Here is a 21,739-nt window from a genome sequence, read left to right as displayed (position 1 = left end):
GCCAGACGCACCCGGGTCTGCCCCGGGCAAGCCACCTCTCGCGCTCGCACCGCGGACGGCGCCCCCTGCGGGCGGAGCATTGGCGCGCACACTCAGAGTTGCAGTCTCGCGAGAGCGCCCCCTCGGCGTCGACCGGCGGCGCGCGCGAACATGGGTGTTCGCGCGCGCACGACCGATGAAGTGATGCCCTTTATCGGAGCCCTGCTATCGTGGGGTCAGGGGCCGATGTGGTCCGCCTCCACACTACCCTGGCAGGTGCCATTCCTGCTTTTTTGCCGTCAACTTCGTCTCGCGACGTAAATCCACCGATGCCTGCCGCGGCGACGCGCGGCATGAGCTCGAGATGAACAGCACCTCTCGCGCGGGAACGAAGGACGAAGGCGAGAAAACCGTTAAACGACGACGGGGATCCACCGTGAGTGCGCACAACATGACATCGCGGCATACGGACAGCACGACGAGCACGACGACGCCCGCATCGGCCGAGAACCACGAAAGCCACGCGATCGATCGGCCATCGCTCCGGAGCGCAGCGCCTCCGGAGCGCGAGCCGACGCTGCACCGGACGCCCGAGGACGGCCAGGGGCGAGGCGCCGACACCCGGATGACCGCGAGCCTCTTCTCGACGTCGACATCGAAGACGCCGGGAGAGATCGACTCGGCGATGAAGATCCTGGCCAAGTCGGTCGCGCGGGAGCTGAGCAAGCATGGATATGGCCCTCGGGAGGCGATCGTCCTCTCGACGGAGCTCGTGCGGCTCATCTCTGCCGAGCTCGAGCACCGCAGGAAAGTGCATCAGGCCTCGCCGCCGAACGGCGCCGGCCACGAGCGGCTGTCGTAGGCAGGCTCACCCGCACCGCGAACGAGCGCGGGACCGCGCGCGGGCGGATCGATCCCGGAGCGGACCGGTCCCTCGGCCCGGTCCCCTGCCCAGGTCTTGGAGGCCGGGGCGCGCCCCGGCCCGGCCGCGCCTTGTGGGATCACCGCCGCTCGGATAGGCTCCCGCCCGCTCAGCGCACCGGCGCGAGAAGGATGGATCCGGATGATCCGGCGAGAAGGAGCCTGCAAAGTGCAATTGCCTGTTTCGGGTGTCGCAGAGGTGAGCGCGAAGAGGCGCGCCGAGGCCTCCCCTCCCCGCGCCCTCCGGGCCGCTTTGGCCGGGCGCGGCCTGGCCGCGCTGGTCGCGTCTGCGCTCCTCGCCGGGTGCGGTTACACCGAGTTCGAATGGCAAGCTCAGCTCGACCGGTCCGAGCGCCTCCAGCGCGAGCTCGCGACCAGCCAGGCGCGCGTCCGCCAGCTGGAAGAGCAGGGCCCGCGCGGCGGCGCCGCGGCCGATCCACACTGGGCGAACGATCCGATCTCGGGCCTCGACGTCGGGCTGGGCGCGACGCCGCCGCGCGGCGAGCCGGCCGGGGCCCGCCCGGCGTCGGAGCGCGACAGCGACGTCCTCAGGGCGTTCTTGCCGGTCGCCGCCGGAGACGTCACGGTCGCGCCGCGCGACGGCCGCGTGGTCATCTCGATCCCGAGCCGGGTCCTGTTCAAGGGGAACCGCGACGCGCTCTCCCCGGCGGGGGAGAAGGTGCTGAGGGACATCGCCGCGATCATCCGCAGCAACGAGCCGCTCAAGGGCCTCGGCTACCAGGTCGTCGGCCACACGGCGAGCGGCACGCCTGGCGTGGCGTGGCGCAACGGCTGGGACGTGACGGTCGCCCAGGCGCGCGCCGTGCTGCTCTTCCTCGCGCAGCCCAAGGAGGCCGGCGTGCCCCTCGCGCGGCTCAGCCTGGCGAGCTTCGCCGATCTGCCGGCTGCCGACGCGGGCGGCGGCGCCCCGGCGCAACCGGCGGAGCCGCGCGTGGAGATCGTCATCGAGGGGACAGCGCAGCTCCCGGAGGGCCCCGCTCGCCCGGCTGGCGCTGCACCGGCTGGCGCTGCACCGGCTGGCGCTGCACCGGCTGGCGCTGCACCGGCTGGCGCAGCCCCGGCTGGCGCAGCCCCGGCTGGCGAGACCCGCCCGGGAGCCGGCACGAAGGGCGGGGACGACACGTACCCGTGAGGGCGATGCGAGGGCTGCCGCGGCCGTCCGGCCGCGGCGAGCCTGTCATGCGCCGCGCAGCTCCTCGACCCTTCGCCTGAGCGCGTCGGCGTCCCCGAGCTCGCCCAGCAGCGCGCGCACCGCCTCGGGCGCGGCGGCCGCCACGGCGTCGCGGACCCGCGCCCGCAGCCGCCGGCCGCCCGCGACGAGGTAGGCCGCCGCGAGCGCCGCGGCCACCTCCCCGTCGGCGCCGCCGCGCTGGAGGACCGACGCGGCCAGCGCGCAGAGCGCCTCGATCGCCTTGGCGATCTGGGCGCCGTAGATGGGGTGGGCCGAGTCGACGCCCTGGTCATGGCACGCCGCGAGGCACAGGGCCGTGCTGGAGAGCCGGCCGAGATCGGTCGAGTCGCCGCGCTCCCAGAGCCCGGACGCGAGCTGCTCCTCGAAGACGCGCCCCAGGCCGTCCCCCTGGGACGAGACCCCACCTGGAACGGCGCTCGGCGCCGGCGCGGCGGCCGGGGCCGGGGCCGGCGGAGGCACGTGGTGCGGCGACGCGGGGCCGCCCGGCGCGGCGGCGGCCGGGGGCGCGACCCAGCTCACCGACCGCTCGTCCGAGCCGCCCGCTGCCTCTTCGCTCGGCTGGAAGAGCTGTTTGGCGCGCGCCAGCAGACCGCCCGCGGCGGGCGCCGGCCTGGGCGGGGCGGCGGACGCCATGGGAGCAGGCGCGGGGGCCCTGGATCTCATGACGACGGGGCCGCCCGGGCCGCCCTTCCTCGGGCCGCGCCCGTCCATCGCCCTCACCATCATCGCGTCGAGCACGGGCACGGACGCCGCCGGGCCGCGGTGGCTCGACATCCCCCACCCCGCCGGCGCGCTCACCGGCACGGGCCGCGCCTCGGGTTGCCCGTGGGCGCGCCGGTCGCCCGTCCGCCGCTCGATCACCACGAACGACGCGTGCTTCGACGCCACCCGGTGCCGGACCGCGAGGTCCACGATGCGCTTTCGCATCGCCTCGGCGCGCTTGCCGGAAAGCCCGCGCTCCGACTCCTCGAGCTCCCGCACCCGCGCGCCCGCCCACAGCGCCTCGAGGCCAGGCCGCGACGCCTCCGCCGCGAGCTCGACCGGCACCTCGAGGTGGAAGCGCTCCCCGCGCAGGGTCCCGCGCAGGGAGAGACGCCCCATCCCCGGCTGACCGTAGCGGCCGTAGAGCACCCACGGCTCGCCGTCGACGAGCGCAGGGCGCTCGGCCGGCGCGAGCTCGCCGACGTCGATCCCCTCGAAGCGCGCCTCGAGCCCGGTGATCCGGACCGCCGTCGCCCGCGCGAACTGGGCCGTGACCTTCTCGTCGATGCGCTCGCCCGGGTGGATGAACTCCGCTGCGCCCTCCGTCCGGCGCGCGAGATCGCTCACCAGCACATCGCTCACGTTCGTGCCGATACCGAACGTGTAGATCCGCGCCCCCTTGCCCTGCTTGACGACGCGATCGACGATCTGCGCCTCGTTGCCCACCTGGCCGTCGGTCAGCAGCACGACAACGCGGTCTCGCTCCGCGTCGCCGAGCATGCCCACGGCCGCGAGCAGCGGATTCAGCATCTCCGTCCCGCCGTCCGCGCGGAGGCCCTCGACGAACGCGTCCGCGGCCTTCAGGGTCACCTGCGTGAAGGGGGCGAGCGACGGCTCGAGCGCCCGGAAATCGCTGGAGAACGCGATCACGCCGAACCGATCCCCCTCGGCGAGGTGGCGGAGGCACAGCCGGAGCGCGCGCTTCGCCTGGTCGAGCGACTCGCCCTGCATCGATCCCGACACGTCGACGACGAACACGACGTCGCGCCGGGAGGACGCCCGCTTCGCGTGCACATCGAAGAGGTCCGGCACCACGGTGAGGGCGAAGGTCCCCTCCTGGCCTTTGGTCCTGTCGCACACCACGCCTGCCTGCACGCCCGGCGCGCCCGCCGCGAGCAGCACGATGTCCCGATCGAGCGCGGCCTTGTCGTTCCGTAGCGAGACCCGCTGGCGATACCCCTCTTCGCGGCGCACCGAGAGCGCGTGCGAGGGGCTCTCGATCGCGACGTCGCGCCCGAGATCGAAGACGATATCCACGGTGATCCCGTAGTCGACCCGCGCGATCTCGGGGGAGATGCGGTCGGCGTCGGGCACGTCGCCCGTGGGCTCCTGGACGCCGTGCGCGGTCCGGTCGCCCCCGGTCGCGCCGGGGATGTAGCGGGGCGCGACGAGGGTCGGGATCATGAGCCGCAGCGCCCCCTCGTCGGCCGTGAGCGCCTGCACGAACGTGACCTCGACGACCGTCTCCTCCCCCGGCAGGAGGTTGCCGACGCTCGCCGTGAACACGTTGCGGCGCTCCTCGTCGAGCAGCGCCGCGCCGTGGCCGGTGGCGATGGCCTCGTCGTAGGCCTGGAACGCCTCCTCGCGCTCCTTGACCTCCCCCTCGAGCCTGCGGCCGGCGCACTCCATGGCGAAGCCCGCGATGCTCGCCTCTCCCGGGAGCGGGAAGGTGTAGATCGCCTCGATCGGCCGGCGCTCCTCGTTCCGGTAGCGCTGCCGCACGACGAGGCGCGCCGCGCCGCCGAGGACCTCCCCCGAGAGGGAGACGCCGAGCAGCGGGACCGGGTGGCCCTCCGAGGTGCGGAGACACGACATCGGCGACGGGTGCGAAGGATCGTGGGAGGGGTTCATCGCGAGCCTTTCGGGGCAAGGGTTGTGTAACGAGACTCGATATCGAGGGCGATGCGCCGCGAGCTCTCCGGGGCGTCGGTCCGCACGTGGAGCTCCACCCCGTCGGCGATCTCGACCCGCTCCCAGCGCGCGCCGCGCGGCGCGGCGGCGGGCGGGCTCGCCCCGGGCGGCGCCGCGGCGGCCTCCTCGGGGCCGGCGCAGCGCGCCTCCAGAGCGCGCGGCGGCGCCCCCGCGGCGATGCGCTCGATCTCGTCGATGCCCGCGCCCGCGAGGCGCGCCTGGATCTCCTCGAGCGGCAAGTGCGCCTGCTGGAGGACCTTGATGGCGCGGAGCCGCGCGAGGTGCTCTCGCCCGTAGGAGGTGTCCTTCCCGCGGAACTCCGGCGCCGGAAGGAGCCCGCGCTGCACGTAGTACCGCACCGTGCGCGGCGCCACCCCTGCCTCGCCCGCGAGCTCGTCGAGCTTGTACGTCATCACGAGGAGCATCCTGCATCGAGACACTACAACTGTCAAGTATACAGCTTCAGTTCGTCTGCGCACCTGCATCTTCAGCGGAAAATTGAACAGGGAGACGGGGAGGCGGGGAGAGCTGGGATTCTACTCCTCGCCTCCCCGTCTCCCTGTGAATTTTCCCGAATAAATTCGAGGAGATGCTTCAGAGCAGGTACTTGACCCCGAAGCCGAACTCGATGAACCCGAGCCCAGCCGGGTCCGAGAGGACATCGTCCTTCTTGTTCCAGAGGAACTTGTAGCGATAGCAGGTGCCGTCGCACCCCTCCTGATCCTTCTTCTTGAAGGGCGCCGAGAGGCGCAGGGAAGCGCCGCCGGAGACGACGAGGTGCTTCGAGAGGGCGGGCACGCCGACCATCACCTCGATCCGAGGGGTCACGGCGTTCAGCAGGACACGGCCCGAATCCTCGTACTCGACCGCCTCCGAGCGCCGGAGCGCGAGCTCGCTCAGCGGGGCGAGGAGGTCGATGAAGGAGGGTTGAATGGCGAAATAATAGGCATCCGTATAACGCACGACGCCGCGCAGGTTGATGGTGTTTGCGGAGGGCACGATCCTCGGCGATCCGCCCTCGCCGTCGATGTAGCTCGGGCTCCACGACACGCGCAGCGCCATGTCGGGCCTGTAGAAGGCGTGACCCCACGGTCGATCCATGCCGCCCCCCGTGCCCAGCTCCCGGAGCACCTCGACGGACGCCTCCCGGAACGCGGCCCGGTCGGCGTCCGAAGGGTTCTTGTCGTTGACCGTCGCGAGGACATAGACGATGAGCGCCTCGGCGAAGCGCCGGTAGATCTCGACCTGATCCCCCTCGCCTCCAGGCCGCGAGGAGAAGAACGTCCTGATCGCGCGGCTCGCTGCCTCCCCGTACTCTCCCTGGCTGGCGAGCCGGATCGCCGGCCAGAGGTCCGCCTGGAGGTCGCCGATCTTCGTCAGCGCCGAGGACTGTCGCTCGATCTGGGCGCAGATCTGGCCGATCAGGTCCTTGTCACAGAGATCGCGGAGGGCGCCGCCGGCGGCGCCGATGACGTTCACGAAGCTCACGAGATCGAGGTTGTTCGCCCCGCCCCGCGTGCCGATGTTCCACTGGACCCGGAGGCGCTCGAGGTTGCTCAACCTCGAGCGCAGCTCCCGGGCACGAGCGGCTGCGTCCGCCTCGGCGGTGCCTGGCGCGGCGGACAAGAGGACAGGGAGGATCTCGTCGAGCTTCTTGCCGCCGCGCAGGACGTCTCTCGTGACCAGGACCGCCTCGTCCAGGAGTGTTCTCCTCACGGCGTCGTCCGTCACCTCGAGGGCCTTCGCGGCGGTCGCCCCGACCACGACGGCGGCTGCCCGGATGAAGTGCTCCTCCGCCAGGGCGTCTTTCCTCTGGAGTATCGCGCGAACGGCGAACGCGAGCTCACAGGCGTAGCTGGTCCCTGACGCTGCGCTCGCGCCGCAGTCCTTCTCGAGCGGCGACGGCGCGCCTGCGTCCGTGACGCCCGACGCGAGATCCTCCTTGAGCACGGAGACACAGGTGTTCAGCGACCGCGGGTCGAGCCTGGTCCACGTCAGCTTGCTGGGCGCCGCGCGCTCGGCGCGAGCGTCGTCGGCGCTCGCGAACTTGTGCAGGAGCTCGATGCTCTGCGTCCCCTGCGGCTTTCTTATCTGGCCCTCGCTCGACGTCAGCCCGACATAGACCATGTGCCCCGCGAAGCCCGCGGCCTCGTCCGTGACGCTCGTCCGGATCGCGTTGAACTGCCGCCGGAAGACCCGCTGGAGCGTGAGAGGGAAATAGGTGAGGATCGGGAACCCCCTCTTTATGCTGAGCCTCAGCTCGCCGCGCTTCTTCTCCAGCGCCTCCTTCGCAGGACCGTCAGCGGCATCTCCGAGCTGGTCGACGATCCCCACATAGTCTTTGAGTTGCTGCTCCGTGCTCGCCCGGCGCGCCGTCTGGCACACCAGGTTGGGGACGACCGCCTCGGCGACCTCCCGCTGGATGAGATCCTCGATGATGTCCCTCACGTCCTCGTAGACGGCGTCCGCGATCTGAGCGCTCGCCGTTCCAGCGAAGCTCGTCACCGCCATCGCGGCGGCCGCGCACAGGGTCGCGATTCTCCGAGGGTATTTCGCCATGGCACTCTCTCGACGGTTGCTGGAGGGACGGCCCGCTCGATCGGACCCCCTCCGGACGGGGAGCCCCGAGAACAAAAGAACACCGTGCATGAGAATTCAACCGGACAAATAACAATGCACTCCGCGCACGCTTCGTGATGCTGCCGCGCGCCCCCTCCATTGACGGCCACGCGACGCCGGTAGTAGGTAGCGCCGGCGTTCGATGGCGGGCCAACGCCCCGCGGCGCGAGCGTGCGGTCATCATGGAAGAGTCGCCGGCCAAGCTTCCAGCCTTCTCTTACCTGACGGCCGAGAACGCGGCGCTCTACCGCGCCATCATGCGCTCGTTCGTGGAGGCGCGGGAGCGCTTCGTGCTGCACCTCCGGCCGGCCGATGTCCTCCGCGCCGTCCGGGAGATCGGCCTCGACCCGGCCGCGGTGGACGCGGCGCTCCAGAAGCTCTGCGAATGGGGGAACCTGCAATCCCACCTGGACACGGCGGATGTCGCGACCGTCGAGGAGTTCTACCGGCCGCGCTTCCTGTACCAGCTCACCCCGCAGGGAGAGGCGGTGGAGCGCGCGCTGGGCGCCTATTTCGAGGCGCTCGCGCAGCGCGGCGAGCTCCAGGCCGCGGCGCTCGACGACATCCGCACCTTGCTGGAGAGCGTCGCGCAGATGCTCTCCCGGCCGGAGCTCGACGACAGCGCGGTCCACCTCGCGCTCTCGGCGCTGCGCGCGCGCTTCGGCGAGCTCACCACGCAGGCGCAGGCGTTCATGGGCAGCCTCCAGCGCAGCATCGACCTGCACGCGGCCGGCGTGGCGAGCTTCCTCGCGTACAAGCAGCGCCTCATCGACTACCTCGAGCGCTTCGTCGGCCAGCTCGTCATCGCCACGGCGGACATCGCGGAGCTCCTCGGCCGCGTCGACGGCGCGGCGGCGCAGCGGCTCGCGGACAGCGCCGGCAGGCGCGAGGTCGCCGACGCGCTCGACGGCGAGGAGGCCGACCAGCGGGCAGCGGCCGCGCGGTGGGAGGCGCGGATCGAAGGCGTCCGCGGCTGGTTCATCGGCCGGCCGGGCGCGCCGTCGCAGGCGGAGGAGCTCAGGGCCCGCGCCCGCGCCGCCATCCCCGCCCTGCTCTCCGCCGTCGCGAGCCTGCACGACCGCCGCTTCACCCGCAGCGACCGCGCCGCCGACCTCCGCACCCTCGCCCGGTGGTTCGCCGAGGCCCCGAGCGACGCGGACGCCCACCGCCTCTGGCGCGCCGCGTTCGCCCTCGCCTCGACCCGGCACCTCTTCGTCAACGAAGAGGCGATGGCCGAGCGCGAGGCCGCGCCGGTCCCCGCCAGCCGCTCGTGGCTCGACGCGCCGCCGCTCCGCATCTCGCCGCGCCTCCGCGCCACCGGCCGGCACGCGCGGCCCGGGCGGCCGAGCGACGTGATCGATCGATCGCGCGAGAAGGCGCTCCTGCTCGCGCACGAGGATGAGGACGAGCGCGCCATCGCCGACGCGCGCGCCCGGCTCGCCACAGGCCGGCCGACGCGCCTGTCCGAGCTCGGCCGGCTCGATCCGCTGGCCTTCGAGATGCTCCTCGACTGGCTGGGCGAGGCGCTCGCCGCGGGCGGCGGCGAGACCACCTCGGCCGACGGGGCGATCGCCATCTCGCTGGTCCCCACGAACGACGGCCAGGTCGCGACGGTGGAGACGCCATCGGGCACCTTCCGCGGACCGGATCACCTCCTGACGCTCCGCTCGCTCGCGCCGGACGAAGCGCCCCGGTCCCGGCATCGCGCGCCCGCCCCCGAGGACGCGGCCCCGTCCTGGCACCGCGCGCCCGCCCCGCCGGGACCTTCGCCCGCGGAGCGCCCATGACGCGCGCCCTCGAGGCCCAGGAGCGCCACGAGCGGCAGAGCGCGCTGCGGGCCCTCCTGCGCCACCCCCTCCTTCCGGCCGCAGGCGCGCACGCCGCGTCGTTCCTGCTCGTGCGACGGCACGCCGCCGCGCTCCGCGCCTGGCTCGCCCGCTACCCCCGCTGGTCGCTGCTCGTCGAGCCCGAGCAGGCGCGCCTGCGCAAGACGCCGGCCGACCTCGCCGACGGCACGCGGCCGGCGCTCGACCCGCACCACGGCACCCCGTTCACGCGCCGCCGCTACGTGCTGCTCTGCCTGGCCCTGCTCGCGCTGGAGGGCGAGGACCGCCAGACCACGCTCGGGCGGCTCGCCGAGCGCATGGTGGGGTATTTCGCCGACGACCCGGCGCTCACCCGCGCCGGCGCCTTCGAGCTCGACGTGCAGGACCAGCGGCGCGATCTCGTCCACGTCGTCCGCCTCCTCCTCGATCTGCGCGTGCTCACGCGCGTCGCCGGCGAGGAGCAGGGCTTCATCGCCGATCAGCGCCGCGACGTGCTCTACAGCGTGAGCCGGCCCGCCGTCGCCGCCATGCTGAACGTACGCCGCGGGCCCTCGACGCTGGAGGCGACCGACGCCGCGGACCTCGCCGCGCGGCTCGCCGGCATCGTCGAGGAGCTCGCCCCGGAGACGGACGACGCCCGCAATCAGGCGCTGCGAGCCCGGCTCTTCCGGAGGCTCCTCGACGATCCGGTCGTCTACTACGAGGACCTCGCCCCGGAGGAGCGCGCGTACCTCACGACGCAGCGGCCCTTCATCGTCGACGAGATCGAGCGGGCGACAGGGCTCGTCGCCGAGGCGCGGCGCGAGGGGCTGGCGATGGTCGATCCCGACGAGGAGCTCAGCGATCTCGCGATGCCGGAAGAGGGCACCGAGGGGCACCTGACGCTGCTCGTGGCGGAGTGGCTCGCGGGCCGCGCGCGCGACGGCAGGCTCGTCGGCCGGGCCGCGGTCGAGCAGCGCGTGGCGGAGCTCGTCGCCGAGCACCGCGGGCGCTGGAGGAAGGCGGCGCTCGGCGCGGGCGCCGAGGTGGAGCTCACCGACAGGGCGCTCGATCGGCTCTCCGCGCTCCGCCTGCTGCGCTGGACGCCCGCGGGGATCGCGCCGCTCCCCGCCATCGCCCGGTACGCCGTCGTCGCCCCGTCCGGCCCCTCGGGACCCGCGGGCGCATCGCGCTCCGAGGCGCCGCTGGCCGGCCTGAGCGCTCCGGCCGGCCGGGCCGACGGCGCGCCGCGCGCGAGGACACCAAGGAAGACGCGATGACCCTGCCTTCCCCCGTGACCCGACGCTGGCAGCCGCTCCGCAGCGGGCTGCTCAACCTCTACCGCTACGACAGCGAGGAGTTCGTCTTCGAGGGCGGCCGGCTGCTCCTGCGCGGCAACAACGGCAGCGGCAAGTCGCGCGTGCTCGCGCTGCAGCTGCCGTTCCTGCTCGACGGCGAGGTGAGCCCCCACCGCCTGGAGCCGGACGCCGACCCGGCGAAGCGCGTCGAGTGGAACCTGCTCCTCGGCCGCTACGAGGAGCGGCGCGGCTACACCTGGCTCGAGCTCGGCCGGCGCGACGACGACGGGGCCGAGCACTACCTGACGCTCGGCTGCGGGCTGCACGCGGTCGAGGGCCGCGGGCTCGCCGGCAAGTGGCTCTTCGTCACCTCGAAGCGCGTCGGGCGCGATCTGTTCCTGCAGAGCGCCGGCGCCGCGATCGGAAGGGAGCGGCTGGAGGCCGAGATCGGCGGGAGCGGCGAGGTGTTCACGAGCGCCGCGGCCTACCGCGCCGCCGTCGATCGCCGGCTCTTCCAGCTCGGCGATCGGTACGGCGCGCTGCTCGACCTCCTGATCCAGCTGCGGCAGCCGCAGCTGTCGCGAAAGCTCGACGAGGCGCAGCTCTCCAGGGCGCTCTCGACGGCGCTGCCGCCCGTGCCGCCCGCGGTCGTGGCCGACCTGGCCGAGTCCTTCAGGAGCCTCGAGGCGGATCGCGCGGCGCTCGACGGCTTCGCCGCGGCGAGCGCGGCGTCGTCGGCGTTCCTCGACGAGTACCGGCGCTACGTGAGGGTCGCCGCGCGGCGGCGCGCGGCCGCGGTGCGGAGCGGGCACGCCACGTACGAGGCCGTGATGCGGGAGCTGCGGGCGGCGGAGGCGGGCCTCGACGAGGCCAGGGCCGCCGGGGAGCAGGCGGCCGCGCGCGAAGAGGAGGCCGAGCGCGCGGCGCGCGGCGCGGCGCGCGAGGTCGAGACCCTGAGCCGGCGCCCCGAGATGGACCAGGCGCGCGCCCTCGACGATGCGCGGGGGGCGGCGCAGGCCGCGGCGAACGACGCGAGAGAGGCGGAGCTCGAGCACCGCCGGGCCGTCGAGCAGGCCGAGCGGCGCGGCAGCGAGCGCGAGGAGGCCGCCGCGAGCGCGCGCGCCGAGCGCGACGCGCTCGCGGCGACGGTCGCCGCGGCGGAGGGCGCCGGCGCGGAGGTCGGCCTGCCCCCGCCGGCGCTGCCCGGTGGCTGGGAGGCCGACCCGGGCGGCCGCGCGCTCCCGGGCGCGCAGGCGCGCTTCGACGCGGCCGTGGCCGAGCGCCGCCGGGGCGTCGCGCACCTGCGCAAGCTCGACGGCGAGCTCGCGTCGGCGCGCGCCGCGCGGGAGCGCGCCGACGCCGCGCTGGAGGGCGCGGCCGCGCGGCTCGAGCGCGCGCGGGAGCGGGCGGCCGCGGCGCTCGGGCAGCGGGAGGCGGAGGCGGACGCGCTCGTCGACGCGTGGCGCGCGTGGGCGCGCGGGCTCTCGGAGCTCCCGATCGGAGGCACGGACGTCGAGGACGTGGCCGACGCGGTCGCGGCGTGGGCCGAGCACGGCGACGGCGAGAGCCCCGCGGCGCTGGCGGCCCAGCGCGCGCTCGCCGACGCCCAGGGGCGGCTCGCCGCGGCGCGGGCCGAGGCCGATCGCGCCCTCGCCGTGGCGGAGGAGGCGCGGCGCGCGCTCGAGGAGGAGCGGGCCGCCCTCGAGCGCGGCGCGCACCGTGGCCCGGAGCCGCCGCCCTCGCGCGCGCCGGGCGCTCGCGAGGGGCGCCCGGGAGCGCCGCTGTGGCAGCTGTGCGACTTCGAACCCGAGCTCGACGCGGCCGGCCGGGCGGGCCTGGAGGCCGCGCTCGAGGCCGCGGGGCTGCTCGACGCCTGGGTGACGCCCGAAGGCGAGCTCCTGGCCGAGGGGGTGCTCGACACGGCGCTCTCGGCCGCCGGGGAGCAGGCGCTCCCGCGCGAGCAGCAGCTCGGCCGCTGGCTGCGCGCGTCGCCTGCGCTCGCGGTCGAGGGAGCGCCTGGCGCGCCGCCGGTGCCGCCGGACGTGGTGCGGGCCGTGCTGGCGCGCATCGGCGCCGGCCGCTGCGCGGGCCGGATCTGGGCCGACGTCTCGGGCAGCTTCGCGCTCGGCCCGCTGCACGGGGCCTCTGCCAAGGCCGAGGCGGAGCACATCGGCCACGCGTCGCGCGAGGCGGCGCGGAAGCGGCGGCTCGCGGCGATCGAGGAGGCGCTCCGCGAGGCGGCGGCGGCGCGCTCGGCCGCCCTGACCGCGCGGGCCGAGCTCGATCGCCGCGCGCGCGTCGCCCGCGAGGAGGCGGCCAGCGCGCCGTCTTCCGCGGCGCTGCGGCGCGCGCTGGCCGCGGAGCAGGCGGCGGAGGCGGCCGTGGTCGACGCCCGCGCCGCGCTCGCGGAGGAGGAGGAGCGCGCGCTCTCGCGGCGGCAGCGCGAGGCGCAGGCGCTCGCGGAGCGGGACCGGGCGGCGGCGGACCTCGGGCTCGCGGCGTGGGTCGGGGCGCTCGACCGGCACGACGCCGCGCTCGCGGCGCTGGTCCACGCCGCGGCGGCGATGTGGCCGACGGCGCGCGGCGCCGCCGCTGCGCTCCGCCGCGCGCAGAAGGCCGAGGAGGAGGCGCGGCTCGCCGAGGGGCGCGCGGTCTCCCGCGCCGAGGCGCGCCAGCGGGCCGCCTCCCGCCTCCACGAAGCGGAGGTGCACCGGGACACGCTGGAGCGGACGACGGGGGCGCTGGTCGACGAGATCCTGCGCCAGCTCGCCGAGGCGCGGGAGCGGCGCGAGGCGCGCGACGCGGAGCACCGCGCGGCGCAGCGCGCGCACGGCGACGCGCGGGTGGCCGAGGCGCGCGCGCAGGCGAAGCTCGATCCGCTTCGCGATGGGCTCGAGCGCGCGGCGCGCGAGCGGGCGGGGCACGTCGAGGCGCTCGCCGCGATGGCGCGGGCGCGGCTCCTGTCCGTGCTGGAGATGGCGGACGTCGAGCCCGGGACGGAGGGGGCCGCCGGGTGGTCGCCGACGCGGGCGGTGGAGGTGGCGCGGCGGATCGAGGCGTCGAGCGGCGACGTCGAGCACGACGACAGGGCGTGGGAGCGGCTGCAGCGGGGCATCTTCCGGCACGTCGAGGCGCTGCGGGACGCGCTCCTGCCGCACGGCTACGGGCCGCAGACGACGAGCGAGGACGGCCTCGTCGCGGTGACGGTGCCGTTCCAGGACCGGACGTGGGCCGTACACGACCTCCAGGCGATGCTGGCCGACGAGGTGGCGCACCGCCGTACGGTGCTCGACGCGCGCGAACGCGAGGTGCTGGAGAACCACCTCATCGGCGAGGTGGCGAGCCACCTGCACGATCTCCTGCACCGGTGCGAGGCCATGGTGCGCGACATGAACCAGGAGCTCGCCGCGCGGCCGACGAGCACCGGGATGAGGCTCCGCTTCTCGTGGGCGCCGCTCGTCGACGGCCCGCCCGGGCTCCTCGAAGCCCGGCATCGGCTGCTGCGGGCGGGCGGCACCTGGTCGCCGGGCGACCGCGAGCTGCTCGCGCGGTTCCTGAAGGAGCGCATCGAGGAGGTGCGCTCTCGCGGCGAGGCGGCGAGCTGGCAGGAGCAGCTCTCGACGGCGCTCGATTACCGAGGGTGGCACGCGTTCGCGGTGGAGCGCCACCAGGACGGCGCGTGGAAGCGGCTGACGAGGCGCACCTACGGGACGGGGTCTGGCGGCGAGAAGGCGCTGGCGCTGACGATCCCGCAGTTCGCCGCGGCGGCGGCGCACTACCGCAGCGCGCACCCGCACGCCCCCCGGCTCATCCTGCTGGACGAGGCGTTCGTGGGCATCGACCCCGACATGCGGGCGAAGTGCATGGGGCTCCTCGCCGCGTTCGACCTCGATTTCGTGATGACGAGCGAGCGCGAGTGGGGGTGTTACGCGACGCTGCCCGGCCTGTCGATCCACCAGCTCACGGTGAGGCCTGGCATCGACGCGGTCGGCGTGACCCGGTGGGTGTGGAACGGGCGAGAGCGGGTGCGCTCGGCCGCCGCGGCGGCGCCGCCGGAGCCGCGCCCCGACGGCGTGACGGGGCCGCTGTTCGGCGGCGGGCCCTCGTGAGCGGCGATCGGCTGCGGGCGGTGCTCGGCGCCCGGGAGCTCGGGTGGATCGTGGACAAGGCGCGCCGGCGGCTGGAGCGCGGCGAGCCCGTGCGGGGCGCCGTGGTGCAGCGCCGCGACCCGACGGCCGCGGAGCGCGCTGCGGTCGAGCGCTTGTTCGGCCGGGTGACCCACGGCGGCGCGCTGCGGGTCTCGCTGGACGAGCTGGCGCAGCTCCTCCGGGACGCGGAGCTCTGCGCGGGCGTGGAGGCGGCGGTCGAGGTGCTGACGGGGCCGTTCGTGGACCGTCGCGCCGAGGCGGCGCGGCTCGAGGCGGGCTGGCAGGCGGTCTTCGACGAGGCCGCGGCGTCGGGCGATGGCCGGCCCGAGGTCGGCGTGTGGCTCGATGATCTTCGCGCGTCCGGCCTCGTGCGGCGGCTCTCGTGCGGCGACGTCGAGGCGGCGCGGCATCTGCTCCGGCAGGCCGTCTCGGTGGTGCGCCGCCTGCCGGCCGAGGGCGTTGCGCTCGCGGAGCTCGCGGCTGCGGTGACCGGGGACAGCCACGCGCTCGACGCGGGCGCGCCGCTCGGCGCGCTGGTGATCCGGTTCGCGGCGGCGCTCTCCGGGGCGACCCGCTGGGAGCGCGCGGCGGAGCGGCGGGAGGCGTGGGACCGGGCGGGCGTGCTTCTGGACGACCTCAGCGCCCCGGTGCTGGTGCTCAACGTGGGTGCGGCGCCGGACAGCCTGGCCGGGCGGGTGCTGGCGATGCACGCGGCGGCGGGGGAGCCCTGCCGGCTCTCGGTCCGGCAGCTGTGGCGCGCGCCGCCGCGCTTCGAGGTGTCGGGGCGCGAGGTGTTCGTCTGCGAGAACCCAGCGGTCCTCTCGGCGGCGGCCGACCGCCTCGGGCCGCGCGGGGCGCCGCTCGTCTGCGTGGAGGGGCAGGTCCGGACCGCGGCGCGGCTCCTCCTGGAGCGGCTCCGCGGCGCCGGCGCGACGCTGCGGTACCACGGCGACTTCGACTGGGGCGGCATTCGCATCGGGAACGTGGTGGTCGGGAGGCACGGCGCCCTGCCCTGGCGGTATGGGGCCGCGGACTACCGCGCCGCGCCCAAGGGGTCGGAGCTCGCCGGGGTGCCCGTGGCCGCGGCCTGGGACGACGAGCTCTGCGCGGCCATGTGCGACGAGCGGCGCGCGGTGCACGAGGAGGGGGTGGTGGAGGCGCTGATCGAGGATCTGCGGCAGGGAGAGGGCGCGGGCTGAGAGGGGGGAGCGCGGCATTTCTGCCTGGCGTGCCAGACGCCATAAGAATAACAAATATCTTGGCGTCTTATGGCGCCCCGGCGATTCGAAATTCTGCGCTTTTCAGGCAGTTTCAACCCGCTTGTCGCTCTACAGCGGTTTCCGCCCACCTCTGCGACATGCAGAGCTGAGCGGCGGTCTCCCGCACAGGAGACGGGCCCAGATCGGCGTTTTCGGCGCGCAAGCGCACTCCTGTGCGCTGAGCACCGAAAACGTCGAGGTGGGCCCGTATCCGAAGCGGGTGACCGCCGCTCTCTACAGCTTCCCGAGGGACGCGCGCACGTGCCCGATGAACACCTTGATCTTCGGTATCTCCGACAGCGCCCCCGGCACGCTGAGCCGCACGGGCCGCTCCTGCCCGACCACGTCCGGCAAGACCGGCACGAGCACGTCCGGCCCCACGTCGGGGTCGGGCACGAGCGCGTCGGGGACGAGGCCGATGCCCAGGCCGGAGATGCAGCAGTGCCGGATGAAGTGGATGTCCGTCGCGATGAGCGCCGGCTCCACGGTGAACGGCGCGCCTCGCCATGTCCGCCAGGTGCGCGCGTCCTCGCCCGGGGCCTGCCACGCGAACAGCTCATGGTGCTTCAGATCGTCGATCGTCTGCGGCGTGCCGCGCCGCTCCAGGTACGCGCGGCTGGCGATGAGCCACTCGCGGACGCGCAGGACGACGTGCGATATCCAGTGTCCGCTCGGCGCGTCCTCACCGAAGTGGACCGCGATGTCGATGTCCGTGAGCGCCTCCCCCAGCGGATCGTTGCTGAAGCGGCAGTGGACGTGGAGCCTCGGATACGCGCTACGAACGGCGGCGAACAGCGGCGTCATCATGTGCGGCGGCAGCCCCACGGGCAGGATGACCCGCAGGGTGCCCGAGGGCGCGTCGCCCACCTCCCGGATCGAGGCCAGGAGCGCGGCGGCCTCCTGCACCATGCCGCGCCCCTTCCGGGCGAGCACCTGCCCGGCCTCGGTCGGCACGACGCCGTTCCGCACGCTCTCCAGCAGGAGGACGCCGGCGCGCGCCTCCAGCGACGCGACCTGACGCCGGAGCGTCGTGCGCGACGAGCCGAGCGCGCGCGCCGCGCCCAGGAAGGAGCCGGCCTCGACCACGGCGAGGAAGGCGCGAAGCTCTTCGAGGTCCATACACCCTGCCACTGTCCGCATTCTAGCCATGGGTGACCGTCTTCGGCCATCCACATACGGCGCCGCTCGATAGTGTCGCGAAAGGAGGAGACAAGTTGATGGCACGAGACGATTCGCACGCGCTCAGGCGCACAGGCTCGCTCGCGGCGCTGGCCCTCTCCCTCGCGGCGCCCGCGGGCTGCAGCGGAGGCGAGGAGACGAGCACGACGAGCACGACGCCGCAGACGACGTCCACGTACGAGGACCCCCCCGAGCTCCAGCCGGGCGCGGACGGAGCGTACGAGCTGCGTTTCGGCCCGAGCGAGGTCGAGATCGACGGGCGGCGGTTCTGTCTCCGTGCGTACAACGGAATGACGAGCGGCCCCACGATCCGCATTCCGAAGGGCGAGGATCGCAAGGTCCACGTGACCCTGCACAACGACTTCACGAAGAGCGACTTCCGCGAGATCGCGAGCATGATGGGCCATGGCAACAGGTCGTGCCACGACTTCAACCTCACGAACTTGCACGGCCACGGCCTGCACGTGCAGCCCAACTTCGCGACGGACGATCCCGCGGACCCGTGCGAAGGGGACGGCTGCGCGCCCGAGGGGAGGTATTTCGGCGACCACGTGCTGCACGAGGTGGGGCCGGGCGAGAGCGCCCGGTACCGGTGGGACCTGGACGAGGACGGGATCCACCACGAGGGCACGGACTGGTACCACCCTCACATCCACGGCTCCACGGCCATCCAGGTCATGGATGGGGCCGCCGGGGCGCTCCTCATCGAGGGCGCGCTCGACGAGCTGCCCGGCATCGCCAGGGCCAGAGAGCGGGTGATGGTCATGACGCAGGTGGCCATCGATCACCAGAACACGGTGCCCTTGAAGGAGGGAGAGGCCTGCACCGAGGACAACCTGTCGGTGACCGACTTCCTCGCTGTCGAGTCGCTCCGGGCCACGCTGATCAACGGCAAGCTCAGGCCGCGGCTCACGACGCCGCCCGGGCAGGTGGAGCGCTGGCGCATGGTCTACGCGGGCAGCCCGGACGAGATGGGGATGAAGCTCCACGTCGCGAAGGACGCCTCGTGCTCCGACTTCGACAAGGCGCCCATCGAGACGACGCAGATCGCGCGCGACGGGCTGACGCTCCCGCAGCTCTACAGGAGCGACACGGTGTGGGTCTCCCCCGGGTACCGCGCCGACGTGATGGTGAAGATGCCTGAGGGCAAGCAGACGCTCTGCCTCGTCGGGCGCCGGCCGAACGATCTCCTGGGGAGCGTGATCGCGATCGTCGACGTGGACCCGAGCGCGGGCGAGCCCACCGAGGTGAACCTGCCCGCGGAGGCGGACGTGGCCGCGCTCGCGCCGCCGACGTCGTGGACCGGCACGGTCGACGGGAAGGAGATGGAGGTGAGCTGCGATTCGGTCGAGGCCGTGCACCAGAAGGTGGTGCTCCTCGTGCCCACGCCGGGGAGCAACCCGCCCGACCTCAGCAGCGATGTGGCGCTCATGTCCTGTGACCCGGGAGACCACCCGCACGAGGTCGATCCGGACGCGCCGGTGTGCATCTGCCCGGATCCCAACATCAGCTGCCGCAAATTCGACGAGCGGCGCGCCCGCGGCTACCGGAGCGATCGGGTCATGACCGTCGGCAGCGCGGAGCGGTGGGAGATCCGCGCGTTCGACGGACACCCCTTCCATATCCACATCAACCCGTTCCTCGTGTGCCCCAACACGTCGAACAAGGAGCCCAACTTCGCCCACTGGCGAGACACGATGTGGGTCCAGGTCGAGGACGGGCCGCGCGACGTGATCATGAACCCCCGGAAGTTCACGGGCCAGTTCGTGGCGCACTGCCACAAGCTGAACCACGAGGACGAAGGGATGATGGAGCTCGTGGAGATCTGCGACCCGGGAGATGAAGAGTGCCTGTGTCAGGGGACGGACGAGAGCGGCGCGTGCATCTCCCAGGCGGGGTGTCAGCCGGACGATCTCGCGTGCCAGTTCGCGAAGACGGCGACCGACGCGTACCCGGCGCCGCCGCCGCCGAACCTGGAGCTCTGCGGGCCGTGATGGCGCCCGTCGCGTCGACCCGCTGACGGGAGGCCGGATCAGACCGCCGGCGGCTCGGTCTGGCGTTGCCACGCGCGGTGCATGGCGATCGCCTTGACGAACGCCGGCGCCGCCGCGGACACCGCGTCGTCCGGCAGGACGAGCAGGCCCGGGTCGGCCCCCGCGGCCGCCTTGATGCCAGCGGCCTCGGCGAGCGGCGCCGCCGACGCTGGCACGAGCAGCGGCTTGCAGTGGCGGTACTGGAGCTGGACGAACTCGACAGCGAGCCCGTCGCGCGCCAGCGCCGCCGCGCCCCGGCCGGGCAGCAGCGCCGCGGCGTCGAAGAGGACGCTCGGGGCCGCCTCGATCGTGACCTCGACCGGCAGTTCGTCGCCCTCGGCCGTGCGCACCACCCCGAGGCGCGCGCCGACGTAGCGGGGCACCGCGCCCGCCAGCAGCAGCGCCTCGTAGAGCGCGCCCGCCTCCGCCCCGCTCACGCCGTCGGCGACGACGATCGCGAGCCGGCGGCCGAGGATGCGGCCATCGCCGGGCCGGGCGAACAGCGACAGGGCCGGCGACACGGCGACCTCCGGGTCCTTGACGGGCGGCGCCACCATCGAGAGCGGCTCGGGGAGCGCCATGCCGAGGTCGGCCGCGACCTGCGCGGCCAGCCCTTCGTCGACGTTCCGCAGCATCCGGACCATGCGCTCGCGGATGGCCTGCGTCTGCACGCGCGTCAGCTCGAAGCGGAAGGCGCGCGCGATGTGCTGGCGCTCGACGGGCGCCTGGCTCGCCCAGAAGAGGCGCGCCTGCGTGTAATGGTCCGCGAACTTCTCGGGCTTCGCGCGCAGCTTGCTCGGCTCGGTCGCGGCCTGCTGCGCCAGGAGCCGCTCGGCGACCGAGGCGAAGCCGCGCGCGCCGGCCTGGAAGGGGCAGCCACCGGCGAGCGAGTTGGGCTCATAGTTCACGCGGCCGCGGTTGATCGCCTGGCGGTGGAACCCGTCGCGCTGGTTGTTGTGCACCTCGGCGACAGGCGCGTTGATCGGGATCTCGTGGAAGTTCGGCCCGCCGAGGCGCGTGAGCTGCGTGTCGAGGTACGAGAAGTTGCGCCCCTGGAGCAGCGGGTCGTTCGTGAAGTCGATGCCAGGCACGATGTGCTGCGTGCAGAACGCGACCTGCTCCGTCTCGGCGAAGAAGTTGTCAGGGTTGCGGTTCAAGACGAGCCGGCCGATGGTGCGCAGGGGCGCGAGCTCCTCCGGCACGATCTTGGTCGCGTCGAGCACATCGAAGCTCCACCGCTCGGCCTCGGCCTCCGTGAACGTCTGGATCTGCAAGAGGTACTCGGGGAACGCGCCGCCCTCGATGGCCTCCCAGAGATCGCGACGGTGGAAGTCGGGGTCGGCGCCCGCGATCTTCACCGCCTCGTCCCAGTCGAGCGAGTGCGTGCCGAGCACGGGAGTCCAGTGGAACTTCACGAGCGTCGCCTCGCCGGCCGCGTTGACGAGCCGGAAGGTGTGCACGCCGAAGCCCTGCATCGTCCGGAAGCTGCGCGGGATCGCCCGGTCGCTCATCTGCCACATGACCATGTGCATCGACTCGGGCATGAGCGAGATGAAGTCCCAGAAGGTGTCGTGCGCGCTCGACGCCTGCGGCATCTGGTGGTGCGGCTCGGGTTTGACGGCGTGCACCACGTCGGGGAACTTCATCGCGTCCTGGATGAAGAAGACAGGGATGTTGTTGCCGACGAGATCCCAGTTGCCCTCTTCGGTGTAGAACTTCACGGCGAAGCCGCGCACGTCGCGCACCGTATCGGCGCTGCCGCGCTCGCCCGCCACGGTCGAGAAGCGCACGAAGACCGGCGTCCGCTTGCCGACCTTGGCGAAGGGCGCGGCCTTGGTGAGCGAGGTGATGTCCTCGGTGCACTCGAAGTAGCCGTGCGCGCCCGAGCCGCGCGCGTGCACCACGCGCTCGGGGATGCGCTCGTGATCGAAGTGCGTGATCTTCTCGCGCAGGATGAAGTCCTCGAGCAGCGTCGGGCCGCGCAGCCCCGCGCGCAGCGAGTTCTGGTTGTCCCCGACGGGCACGCCCTGGTTCGTCGTGAGCGCCCGACCGAGCGAGTCGACCCGATGCTTCTGCAGAGGCCCCTGGTTCGGATTTTCGCCCGGCGCCGCCTTGGCGCCGTTCTTCTCGGACTCGTTGCTCTCGGTGATCGTGCTCGCGGTCGCGTCGAGGTTCTCGGGCTTCGCCGTGGCACCTTGCGGCGGCTGTGGCATTTTGCCGCGTAGCGCGTACTCGGCGCCTTTGTTCACGTTCTCGGGGATCGCGGCGACGAGCGCTTCCGTGGCATCGATCTTCGCGTCGAGGCGGTCGGCTGCTGCCGCGTGGCGCACCCGGGCGTCCTCACTGCTCGTCCCGCTGCCGAGCGCGGTCGCCGCGCGCTCGAGGAGGCTGCGTTTCGTCCGTGCCGCCCGCGGCTTCGCCGACGGGCCACCCATCGATTGCTTCGCGCTGCCCGCGCCCTTCTCGGTCGGCGCCGGCACACTGGACGACGGCTTCGCGGGGTCTTTGCGTTCGGTCATGAGATGTCCTCCGGGGAGCCGGGGTTTCAGCAAAGGGCGCACCAACACGCGGGGCGAGCGTCAGGCAAGCGCGGGCGGCCGGCGCGCCGTCGA

12 protein-coding genes are annotated in these 21,739 nt (G+C 73.7%); 7 read left to right on the top strand and 5 right to left on the bottom strand.

The features are described from left to right. Positions 1–430: 430 nt before the first annotated feature. Positions 431–841 carry a hypothetical protein gene (locus WMF46_RS11610; protein WP_437985672.1) on the top strand — a complete coding sequence of 137 codons (411 nt, stop codon included), beginning with the start codon at positions 431–433 and terminating at the stop codon, positions 839–841. Positions 842–1,069: 228 nt separating this feature from the next. Beyond that, positions 1,070–2,053 carry an OmpA/MotB family protein gene (locus WMF46_RS11605; RefSeq protein ID WP_437985671.1) on the top strand — a complete coding sequence of 328 codons (984 nt, stop codon included), beginning with the start codon at positions 1,070–1,072 and terminating at the stop codon, positions 2,051–2,053. Positions 2,054–2,098: 45 nt separating this feature from the next. Here the strand turns inward: WMF46_RS11605 and WMF46_RS11600 are convergent, their stop codons facing one another. From WMF46_RS11600 to WMF46_RS11590, 3 genes are all read right to left on the bottom strand, one after another. After that, positions 2,099–4,726: a VIT domain-containing protein gene (locus WMF46_RS11600; protein ID WP_437985670.1), complete on the bottom strand. Its 2,628-nt coding sequence runs from the start codon at positions 4,724–4,726 to the stop codon at positions 2,099–2,101. Beyond that, complete coding sequence (locus WMF46_RS11595; protein ID WP_437985669.1) at positions 4,723–5,199, bottom strand: helix-turn-helix domain-containing protein; 477 nt, start codon at positions 5,197–5,199, stop codon at positions 4,723–4,725. Before WMF46_RS11595 ends, WMF46_RS11600 begins: the two co-directional genes overlap by 4 nt. A 181-nt stretch (positions 5,200–5,380) precedes the next feature. Then, positions 5,381–7,345 carry a hypothetical protein gene (locus WMF46_RS11590; RefSeq protein ID WP_437985668.1) on the bottom strand — a complete coding sequence of 655 codons (1,965 nt, stop codon included), beginning with the start codon at positions 7,343–7,345 and terminating at the stop codon, positions 5,381–5,383. A 242-nt stretch (positions 7,346–7,587) separates the two neighbouring features. Between WMF46_RS11590 and WMF46_RS11585 the strand changes: the two genes are divergently transcribed. The 4 genes from WMF46_RS11585 to WMF46_RS11570 are packed head-to-tail and all read left to right on the top strand — an operon-like array spanning position 7,588 to position 15,855. Then, a complete protein-coding gene (locus tag WMF46_RS11585; RefSeq protein WP_437985667.1) occupies positions 7,588–9,192 on the top strand; it encodes a TIGR02677 family protein in 1,605 nt (534 codons plus the stop codon). Then, on the top strand, positions 9,189–10,490 hold the full coding sequence (locus WMF46_RS11580; protein WP_437985666.1) for a TIGR02678 family protein: 1,302 nt from the start codon (positions 9,189–9,191) through the stop codon (positions 10,488–10,490). The genes WMF46_RS11585 and WMF46_RS11580 overlap by 4 nt, the downstream gene beginning before the upstream one ends. Further along, the gene (locus tag WMF46_RS11575) at positions 10,487–14,617 is read left to right on the top strand and encodes a TIGR02680 family protein (protein ID WP_437985665.1); all 4,131 of its coding nucleotides are present in this window, start codon (positions 10,487–10,489) and stop codon (positions 14,615–14,617) included. Before WMF46_RS11580 ends, WMF46_RS11575 begins: the two co-directional genes overlap by 4 nt. Continuing rightward, on the top strand, positions 14,614–15,855 hold the full coding sequence (locus WMF46_RS11570; protein ID WP_437985664.1) for a TIGR02679 family protein: 1,242 nt from the start codon (positions 14,614–14,616) through the stop codon (positions 15,853–15,855). Before WMF46_RS11575 ends, WMF46_RS11570 begins: the two co-directional genes overlap by 4 nt. A gap of 294 nt (positions 15,856–16,149) precedes the next feature. On the opposite strand, the gene WMF46_RS11565 is transcribed toward WMF46_RS11570, so the two are convergent. Continuing rightward, the gene (locus WMF46_RS11565; protein WP_437985663.1) at positions 16,150–17,034 is read right to left on the bottom strand and encodes a LysR family transcriptional regulator; all 885 of its coding nucleotides are present in this window, start codon (positions 17,032–17,034) and stop codon (positions 16,150–16,152) included. Between the two features lie 98 nt (positions 17,035–17,132). On the opposite strand from WMF46_RS11565, the gene WMF46_RS11560 reads away from it, so the two are divergent. Next, complete coding sequence (locus WMF46_RS11560; RefSeq protein ID WP_437985662.1) at positions 17,133–19,088, top strand: multicopper oxidase family protein; 1,956 nt, start codon at positions 17,133–17,135, stop codon at positions 19,086–19,088. A gap of 38 nt (positions 19,089–19,126) precedes the next feature. Here the strand turns inward: WMF46_RS11560 and WMF46_RS11555 are convergent, their stop codons facing one another. After that, the gene (locus tag WMF46_RS11555) at positions 19,127–21,646 is read right to left on the bottom strand and encodes a catalase (RefSeq protein WP_437985661.1); all 2,520 of its coding nucleotides are present in this window, start codon (positions 21,644–21,646) and stop codon (positions 19,127–19,129) included. Between the last annotated feature and the right edge of the window lie 93 nt (positions 21,647–21,739).

Origin of the sequence: Sorangium sp. So ce117 (assembly GCF_051524395.1) — a bacterium.
GTDB classification, from domain to species: domain Bacteria; phylum Myxococcota_A; class Polyangia; order Polyangiales; family Polyangiaceae; genus Sorangium; species Sorangium cellulosum_B.
Note: the sequence above shows the minus strand (reverse complement) of the source record. Positions and strands in the feature narration are given on the sequence as shown.